This is a genomic window from Xenorhabdus sp. KJ12.1 (genome assembly GCF_963876495.1).
GTDB classification, from domain to species: Bacteria; Pseudomonadota; Gammaproteobacteria; order Enterobacterales; family Enterobacteriaceae; genus Xenorhabdus; species Xenorhabdus stockiae.
This window is the reverse complement of the sequence record NZ_CAWNQH010000103.1, coordinates 1-7,220: the sequence shown is the minus strand read 5'-3', so window position 1 is coordinate 7,220 and position 7,220 is coordinate 1. Positions and strand designations below refer to the sequence as shown.

At 43.2% G+C, this 7,220-nt stretch carries 6 protein-coding genes and 1 rRNA gene; 2 read left to right on the top strand and 5 right to left on the bottom strand.

The window, feature by feature from the left end:
• A 5S ribosomal RNA gene (gene rrf, locus AACS92_RS17900) occupies nt 1–111 on the top strand; the annotation flags it as partial.
• A 109-nt stretch (nt 112–220) separates the two neighbouring features.
• On the opposite strand, the gene AACS92_RS17895 is transcribed toward rrf, so the two are convergent.
• The 4 genes from AACS92_RS17895 to AACS92_RS17880 form a co-directional block, all read right to left on the bottom strand.
• Nucleotides 221–577 (bottom strand): YfiM family lipoprotein, encoded by a 357-nt coding sequence (locus AACS92_RS17895; protein WP_099111919.1) that lies wholly within the window; start codon nt 575–577, stop codon nt 221–223.
• 121 nt (nt 578–698) lie between these two features.
• Nucleotides 699–2,054, bottom strand: coding sequence for a CDP-diacylglycerol--serine O-phosphatidyltransferase (gene pssA, locus AACS92_RS17890; protein ID WP_099111918.1), 1,356 nt, complete (start codon nt 2,052–2,054; stop codon nt 699–701).
• Nucleotides 2,055–2,155: 101 nt separating this feature from the next.
• Complete coding sequence (locus tag AACS92_RS17885; protein WP_099111917.1) at nt 2,156–4,798, bottom strand: bifunctional acetate--CoA ligase family protein/GNAT family N-acetyltransferase; 2,643 nt, start codon at nt 4,796–4,798, stop codon at nt 2,156–2,158.
• 87 nt (nt 4,799–4,885) lie between these two features.
• The gene (locus AACS92_RS17880; RefSeq protein WP_099111916.1) at nt 4,886–5,563 is read right to left on the bottom strand and encodes a tRNA-uridine aminocarboxypropyltransferase; all 678 of its coding nucleotides are present in this window, start codon (nt 5,561–5,563) and stop codon (nt 4,886–4,888) included.
• Between the two features lie 134 nt (nt 5,564–5,697).
• Between AACS92_RS17880 and AACS92_RS17875 the strand changes: the two genes are divergently transcribed.
• On the top strand, nt 5,698–6,753 hold the full coding sequence (locus tag AACS92_RS17875; RefSeq protein WP_099111915.1) for a tRNA/rRNA methyltransferase: 1,056 nt from the start codon (nt 5,698–5,700) through the stop codon (nt 6,751–6,753).
• A gap of 203 nt (nt 6,754–6,956) precedes the next feature.
• On the opposite strand, the gene AACS92_RS17870 is transcribed toward AACS92_RS17875, so the two are convergent.
• Nucleotides 6,957–7,220, bottom strand: a 264-nt coding sequence (locus AACS92_RS17870) for a transposase (RefSeq protein WP_241538003.1), incomplete at its 5' end; no start/stop codon positions are given.

Genomic DNA, 7,220 nt, shown 5'->3' with positions numbered 1-7,220 from the left:
CGGCAATAGCGCGGTGGTCCCACCTGACCCCATGCCGAACTCAGCAGTGAAACGCCGTAGCGCCGATGGTAGTGTGGGGTCTCCCCATGTGAGAGTAGGACACTGCCAGACATCACTTTGACAGAGAAGCCATCCTTCACCGGATGGCTTTTTTGCATTCTGGAATAGATAAAATTTATTTTCAGAGATAGAAAATAAATTCATGGATATAATTATCGGGCTATTTTAAATACTGATAAAGACTATAACCTGTCACTGCCCCAGCAACATCGTACACAAAATCCTGCCAGCTCCAGCCTGTTCCAGCAGGGCGGCTATCATAAAATTCTTTTGCAGCACCAAGCCCAATCGATAGTAATAAACCAAATTGAGCACTTTCGCGATGTTTCCAATTCTGGTGATCGCCATAAGCGTTACCAGCAGCGGCTACAGCAGCAGAAAATAGAAAATGCTGGGCTTTATCCTTACCGGTCCAGGTATCATTTGCCTGGCGAATATTAGTACATGCGGTAGTGGTAGATAGGAGGGATATTGCTATTAATATATTTATAAATTTATTTCTTCCGGCCTTTTTCATCTTATTTTTCGCTATTATTAATTATTTAATAAATAGTAGCGTTTTGATAAATAAGATACAAAAAATCCTCTCGTGTTCTGACAAGAGAGGATTAATAAATGAGATAAATATTTATCTATGTTTACAATATTCTGCTGATCAGACGGTCAACACGGATACGACGTAAACGGCGTATTAATTTGCGAACCTTAACGGGATAGAACTGTATACTATCTAGTTCTTGATAACTGGTAATAACCGTTGTATGAGTGCGAATAGCATCCAGCTCTAAAGAGCGTTGTTCTTGCATTTCTTTATGTGGATCGTGAATAAGAATAGCATTTTCTAAATCCAGTCCCCACGCACGTGGATTGAGATTATTTCCGGTGATCAACTGCCATTTGTTATCGACCCAGACGCCTTTTAAATGATAGCTATTATCTTCATCTTTCCACAGCCGGATAGTCAGTTGTTGGCTATCGATAAAGTGTTGCAATCGGCTGGCGAAACGACGCAAGTTAATCTCATAGAGATAAGGCAATGCTCCGATAATCTTGAACGGTTCTTCGGGGGGGATATAAAAATCATTAGCTGTTTTGTCGCCAATGATAATTTCAATCTGTTTTCCTTGTCGCAACAACCTTGAGATAGAACGTACCAGTACTGCCGGTAAATTAAAGTAAGGGGTACAGATGACTAACTTCTCCTCGGTGCTGGCAATCAGATGGCAGATAGTTTTATTCAGCGGGTTTTTTTTACCTAATCCAACAAGCGGAGTGACTGCCAGCTCTTCATTTGAAGCCTGATTTTCAACATGATACGTTGCATTGCGTAAGTGGCCGCGAAATTGTCGGATAAAATTCTTTATTTCAAGGCTACGAGGACGGTTTGGGCAGGCCAGATTATTGACTGCTTTGTCAGAAATAATACTGTCATCTATATACTGCTTCATGATGGCTGCAAGCTTCGCATTATGCAGTAAATGATAACGGTCATAACGATATTTTTCATGGCGGTGCAGATAGACATTATTAATGCTGGCACCACTGTAAATTACAGTGTCGTCAAAGATAAAACCCTTTAAGTGTAAGACACCCAGCGCCTCACGGGTATTGACGGGAACGCCGAGAATGGAGATATGGGCATTCGGGTATTTTTCAGCCATAGAGCAATACCAGTCTGCATTTGTTGCAGCTGCTTGTGCGCCAATTCGGCCACGTTGCGCGCGATGCCAGTCGACCAGAATTTTGATATCCAGTTCAGGCCGTTTTTGCTTGGCTTCATATAACGCAGTTAAAATATCTTGACCGGCATCGTCATGTTCCAAATATAATGCGGCGATATAAATATGCTTTTTGGCGCCTGCAATACGTTCCAACAGTGTGCTGCGAAACTCTTCAGATTGATAAAGGGTTTCAATATCAGCAACTGACTGTGGTAATTTAGGCAGTTGTGCAAGGTGTTGTTGGTGTTTTGCTTGTTTAAATTTAGACAACATCACAGTGCGATTTTTCTCTTAGTTTGGATGGTTATAATCCCATCGTAAATTTGTGAATCAAAATGATCTGGCGATGATACCACTAGTTTTGTCAATTGTGGCTAAAGTTTTAAAACAAGATTAACGATACCTTCTTCTAACTGGATATCGATGGTAAATCCCAGTTTTTTAGCCAGCCTGATCATATTGCGGTTTTCTGGCATTGTTATCGCAGTTAAGACTTGTATGCCGTGTTCTTTGGCGTAATGAATGAGTTTAGCCATAAGTTGAGATCCTAACGTGATTCCTTTCAGATCCGATCGCACCAATACAGCAAATTCTGCTTCGATATTATCGGGATCAGCCATAGCACGTGCGACACCGATAATTTCTGGTTTTGTTGTCGGATGACGTATTGCGACAAAAGCCATTTCACGGTCATAGTCAATCTGAGTCATATTGGCGAGATCATCATGAGTAAATTCACTGATCTCACTAAAATAACGATAATAAAGATCTTCTTTTGTTACCTGCTCAATGAATTCTTTTAATAGCGGTTCATCTTCCGGCAGAATCGGGCGTAGTAAACAGGTAAAATCGTCTTTGATATAGATAGTTTCTTCCAGTTCATTAGGATAAGGCCGAATTGCCAGTCGATTCCGCGGATCGTCAGTGATTGGGGTTAATTCCATTGTGACATCCAGAAGTGTAAATTCACTTCCCGAAGCCAGTAATGGATGAATATTCAGACGGGTGATTTGGGGGCAATCGATCAGTAAATTAGAGACCCGCACCAGCAGCTGGCTCAGTGAGGGAATATCGAGAGGCTGCAATGATGCTCCGGATTTTATTTTACCACTCTTAATCGCCTGAATGACCAGATAACGGGCCAAAGCCATATTAAGCGGTGGCAGAGCAACAGCCGCCTGAGTTTCATTAACCCAATCTATCCCGCCTTCTCCAAGCATAATTAAAGGGCCAAAAACTTCATCCTGTTCAATGGCAATTCTCAGCTCCTGTGCACCGGCACGGTTTGCCATATTCTGCACTAATAAACCCTCAATTCTGGCTTGCGGAAAATTCTGTTTTACACGTTCAACAATGGCCTGAGCTGCTGTTTTCACTTCTTCCGCAGTACGAAGATAAAGCATGACACCCTGTACTTCTGATTTATGAGGAATATCAGGTGAGCGAAGTTTCAGCGCCACAGGATAACCAATTTTTTCGGCGATATTGACCGCATCGTCACTGGAGTGAGCAATCCATGTCGGCAACGTATTCAGCCCATAGGCTTCAAGAATAGAATGAACTTCATGAGTATCTAACTGAGTATTACCCTTATCAAGAGCCTGTTGAATGCAATCATGGGCGTGGGCCGTATTTGAAGTAATACCAATTGGCAGGGCAGGTGTTTCTCTGAGTTGTTTCTGATTACGACGATACTCCACCATATGCATAAATGCGGTGACCGCTCCTTCAGGGGTGCGATAGGTTGGGATCCCGGCTTCGCTGAATAACCGCCTGACTTCCTGCGAAGAATATTCCCCACACCAATTCGTGAATATTGTCAGCCATTTTCCACGGGGATGTTCTTTGATAGTCCGAATAACGTTTACGGCTGTTTGCATACTGTCGGAAATTGCGCAGGGAGAATGAATCAACAATAAGGCGTCATAGCTACGGCTATCTAGCAATATTTTCAGCGCGTCAATATATTGGCTCGTTGACGAAGCATCACCGAGATCCAGAGGGTTTTGTAAAATTTGTACATCCGGTAGTACACTGACTAACTTAGCAATAATTTCTTCCTCTAAGTCAGCTAATTTACCGGTTCTTCTGATGAGTTCATCCAGTGCCATAGCCGCCGGAGCCGTGCCATTACTGACAATTAACAGGCGCTCACCGCGTAATGGCCGCATAAAACTTAGCGTCTCCACGGCAGAAAACATTTCATGGGTATCCTGTACGCGTAACAATCCGGCTCTTTGAATTGCAGCATCATAAGCGACATCAAAATTTTGCTGTTCTCCCAGTAACTGCTGCGCTTTACGGGTACGGCTGCTTTTGACTACCAGAATTGGCTTATTGCGTGACGCGCTGCGTGAAGCGGAAAGGAAACGTCGGGCATCGCTAATATGTTCTAGATGCAGGAGAATTGCACTGGTTTTACTATCTCGCGCTAAAAAATCCAGTAGGTCATCAATATCAATATCAACGCTATCACCCAGTGCAATAAAATACGAAAAACCGATATTGCGATGGTTTGCCCAGTCCAGAATCGTGTTGGATATTGCGGCTGATTGTGAAATAAAAGCCAGTTTTCCCTTTAGAATAGGAATGGGGGAGAAACTGGCATTCAGCCCGATCCACGGAGCCAGAATACCGAGGCTGTTAGGCCCAAGAATGCGGATATGATGTTTCTGGCTGTATTGCTTCAGTTCAGCAAACTGGGATGGATGGGATGAGAGAATGATAACCGTTGTACATCCCAGCTCGGTCAGTTGGGCCAATAATGATAAGTTACGGCTGTGATGAGTACAAATAACCGCCAAATCGGGCGTTAAGGGTAGCTTGTCGATAGAAGGATAAGCCAGCACACCGAGAACAGAATTTTTATTGGGAGTGACGGGAAGGATAGGGCCGGTAAAATTTCCTGCTAACAAATTCCGCATCAGGAGCGAACTGGCTTTTTCTGGTTTCTCGGAAGCTCCGATAACGGCAATGGATTTGGGATGTAGTAGGGCTTCAAGTCCACGCTGGCTCATTTTTCGCTCCTTGTTAAGATCACGTCATCATTAGTTAAGCAACTACCATGAATAACTTTAGCCGTGATCGACAGGAATTACTGTGATTTATACCGCTGGATGATTTGATTTCCCAGCCAGATACTGTTCCCGAAAATGATTGAAATGGTTCAATAATTGTTGGGATGCTTCAAAATCACTGGCTAACTCTAGCGCTGCGGCAGCAACCTCAGCAGTACAGTGTTGCTCTTCCCTTGATGGCATTCGCAGTAAATAGTCGATTTTGGCAATGCTATTGATTGATAACAAAGGAATATCATCCAGATACGGGCTTTTACGAAACATTTTTCTTGCTTCAGGCCAAGTGCCATCCAATATAATGAATAGCGGCGCTTTTTGTGTGTCTGGCAGTTGCTGATACACAGTTCGCGATGGCGTGGCGTAGCTATCAGGAAAAATCAGATAAGGCTGTCGGCTCGGATCACGCAATGCATCAAGCATTCTTTGATCAGGCTCTGTCCTTGACCACAGAAAAGCCTGTGTATCAGGCAGAACATCTGCAATTAACTTTCCTGTATTACTGGGTTTCATTGGCTCAGTATCAAACATGATAAGGCAAAAACGGCTGTCAGCTTTTGCGGGTGAAATATTTTCACACAGACATCTTTTTTGGGGTAATAAACAGTACGTACAACGTTTAACCCGACAGCCTCTTGCTTGAAAAGGGCGGGTAGAACGCGCAAGATGGTGTTGGCGAAGCTGATAAACGGCGTTGTTATTTCTCATTTAAGAACTCAGAAATGCTCATGTGCAAGGTCAGAAGAAAATTGACGGATATTTTAATTGATTGTCGTTGCCAGAGGTAGCTTCGGAAGCGAACATCGGGTAATCTGCGCGCCATAGAGAAGTTGGAGAAATAGATGAACGATTCCTATAGTGGTAAGAGTGGCAAAGTCAAAGTGATGTATGTCCGTAATGAGGGCAACAATGACAGCCGTAATAATAACGATCGTCGTAACAACAATGATCGCCGTAACAGCAATGATCGTCATAACAACAATAAACGCCCGTCAGGTAAAGGACGCGAGCAGGGCGGCAAACGTTACGATAATGATCGTCCTGAGCAACCAAAAGAGCGTTCCCCATGGAGAACAGTTTCTCGCTCGCCAGATGAAGAGTCAAAACCTGATCATGGCGGCATTAGTGGCAGAAGCCATATCGATCCTGAACAACTGCGTCGTCAGAGACTGGAAGAGACCCGGATTTATGGCGAAAATGCTTGTCAGGCGATGTTCCAGAATCGCCCGGATGCAATTGTGAGAGCATGGTTTGTTCAGTCAGTAACCCCGCGTTTTCGTGATGCACTGAAATGGATGGCAGCAAACCGTAAGGCTTACCATGTAGTGGATGATGAAGAATTAGCAAAAGCATCAGGTACAGAGCATCATGGTGGCGTTTGTTTTCTGATTAAAAAACGTAATGGCCTGAATGCTGAAACTTATCTGCAACAGGCTCCGGCAAAAGATTGCGTATTGGCATTAGAAAATGTCGGTAACCCGCATAACCTCGGCGCAATTATGCGTAGCTGTGCTCATTTTGGCGTACAGGGTGTGATATTGCAGGATACGACAATGCTGGAATCCGGTGCGGCAGTCCGTACTGCGGAAGGTGGTGCTGAACACGTTAAAGGTATTGATGCAGATGGTTTCACCACCGCGCTGAGCCAATTCCGTGATGCAGGTTATACCATTGTGACTACATCAAGTCATAAAGGGAGCACAAAACTGGCAGAAGCTAAACTTCCTGAAAAAATGGTTCTGGTACTGGGGCAGGAAGGTGACGGCCTGAGTGACAACGTCTGGGAAGATGGTGATATCCGTCTATCGATTGGTGGTACTGGTCGGGTCGAAAGCCTGAACGTTTCTGTCGCAACAGGGGTTATGCTGGCGGAATGGTGGCGTCAGAATAAAATCTGATTGTTAATAAAGAATATCATTTCTTTTATAAATAAGGCTCTGAATTTTCAATCAGAGCCTTATTCTTTTGAAAAAATAAATAACTCACCACAATTAAATTTAATAAATAATATCAACCGTAATAATTTGGTTTTAATATCACAAATATTAATTTTAAATAAAATTATTTATTTTTGAAATTTATTCAGGTTCCTTATGTTACCTCAGCTTCGCTTAAAAATAGCGATCTCATTATCCCGTAGATTCAAGCTCGGTTTTTTAGGTTGGAATGTATAAGCAATAAGGCCGGCAGTAACTTCCAATAAAAAACCGAGTTGACTGCGATGCCTTGAATGCTCTATCTGAGAAATATTCTTGAGCTGATCGATGACGGTTTCTATCAAAAATCGCCGCCTTAACATCAATCTATCCCAGAGAGATAATGCCTTGGCTTTCATGTTACTCCGGACATTCGTGATTAACGTGAC

Bases quoted from the DNA above. Each gene is read 5' to 3' on its own strand.
- AACS92_RS17880 (WP_099111916.1), bottom strand. From the start codon at position 5,563: ATGAGAAATAACAACGCCGTTTATCAGCTTCGCCAACACCATCTTGCG.
- AACS92_RS17885 (WP_099111917.1), bottom strand. From the start codon at position 4,798: ATGAGCCAGCGTGGACTTGAAGCCCTACTACATCCCAAATCCATTGCC.
- AACS92_RS17875 (WP_099111915.1), top strand. From the start codon at position 5,698: ATGAACGATTCCTATAGTGGTAAGAGTGGCAAAGTCAAAGTGATGTAT.
- AACS92_RS17895 (WP_099111919.1), bottom strand. From the start codon at position 577: ATGAAAAAGGCCGGAAGAAATAAATTTATAAATATATTAATAGCAATA.
- pssA (WP_099111918.1), bottom strand. From the start codon at position 2,054: ATGTTGTCTAAATTTAAACAAGCAAAACACCAACAACACCTTGCACAA.